This window comes from Finegoldia sp. P3-F-LR, from assembly GCF_052932165.1.
In genome coordinates this window covers 1-1,481 of the sequence record NZ_JBRFJE010000043.1, presented here as the reverse complement: position 1 = coordinate 1,481, position 1,481 = coordinate 1, and the positions used below count along the sequence as shown (strand labels likewise).

1 protein-coding gene and 1 pseudogene are annotated in these 1,481 nt (G+C 29.8%); both read left to right on the top strand.

Translation table 11 applies throughout. The features are described from left to right. The first annotated feature begins 45 nt into the window (after positions 1-45). On the top strand, positions 46-585 hold the full coding sequence (locus tag ACU68U_RS09185; protein ID WP_274984002.1) for a helix-turn-helix domain containing protein: 540 nt from the start codon (positions 46-48) through the stop codon (positions 583-585). Continuing rightward, positions 567-1,442 (top strand): annotated as a pseudogene (locus ACU68U_RS09180) (IS3 family transposase); the annotation flags it as partial. The gene ACU68U_RS09185 and the pseudogene ACU68U_RS09180, both read left to right, overlap by 19 nt. Between the last annotated feature and the right edge of the window lie 39 nt (positions 1,443-1,481).

Genomic DNA, 1,481 nt, shown 5'->3' with positions numbered 1-1,481 from the left:
TGACCTGAACCCCAAAATCCGGAATACGGATGGAGGGGTTTTTGTATGCCAAAATACACAAAAGAATTTAAAATAAAATTAGTACTAGAATACTTATCAGGTGAATCAGGAGGACTTAAATCAATAGCTAAAACATATAAAATTCCTAAAAGCACGTTAGAACTATGGATAAACAAATACAAGTCTGGAGGTTTTGATAACTTATCTAAAAAGTTAAAAAGCAATAAATTCACTAGTGAATTTAAGCTATCTGTAATACAATATAGGCAAATAAATAATACTTCGCTTAGAGAGACTGCTGAGTATTTCGATATCGCTAATGGAGCAATGATTTGTAATTGGGAGAAAAAATACAAAGAAAGTGGTTTATCTGGGTTAGAAGGCAATAGAGGAAGGCCTAGAAAAGATATGAGTAAATCAAATAAAAATTCTAAACTAAGTAATCCAATAAGCGAAACTGAAAGAGAAGAATTAATAAGATTAAGAGAAGAAAATAGACTTCTCAAAATGAAAATAATCTACGAAAAAAAGCTACAAGCCTTGCTACTGGAAGAGGAAGCAGAAGCAAGGAAAAGACAAAGATAATCCTCAAACTACAAAAAGAATATCCAAAAAGCAAAGTAAGTGAATGGATAGAAATAGCTAAGTTACCAAAATCATCCTACTATGAATGGAAGATAAAATTAGAAAATCCAACAGACAAAGACAAGGAAGTTAAAGATGAAATTAAAACCATAGTAAAAGCATCAAAAGGTAGATATGGCTACAGAAGAGTAACTATGGTATTAAAAAATAAAGGCTTTAATATCAACCATAAAAGAGTATTAAGAATAATGAAAGAAGAATCCTTGCTATGTACTAAATTCAAAACTAGATCAAGAAAATACTCATCATACAAGGGACAAATAGGAAAAGTCGCAGATAATGTAGTAAAAAGACAATTTAAGGCAAGTAGACCAAATCAATTATGGTTAACAGATGTAACAGAATTTAGATTGAGAGGCAAAGAAGAAAAACTCTATCTATCACCAATACTAGACCTATACAACAGCGAAATAATTAGCTATACATTAAGCAATCACCCAACAACTAAATTAACCAATACGATGTTAGAAAAAGCAATAAATAAAACAAAAGATATAAGTAAACTAATAATACACTCAGACCAAGGATTTCATTACCAACATAGTACTTGGACAAATAAGTTAGAAAAATTGAAAATTACACAAAGTATGTCAAGAAAAGGCAATTGTCTAGACAATTCTCCTATGGAGAACTTCTTTGGGATATTAAAACAAGAAATGTATTATGGAGTAGAATTTAAAAGTTATGATGAATTAGTTAATGAGATTGAAAAATATATTAGATGGTACAATGAAGATAGAATTAAAACAAAATTAAACGGAATGTCCCCTGTTATGTACAGATTACATTCCGCTTAAAATATTATTAAATTATTCCGTGTTTACGGGTTCAGGTCA

Bases quoted from the DNA above. Each gene is read 5' to 3' on its own strand.
- ACU68U_RS09185 (WP_274984002.1), top strand. From the start codon at position 46: ATGCCAAAATACACAAAAGAATTTAAAATAAAATTAGTACTAGAATAC.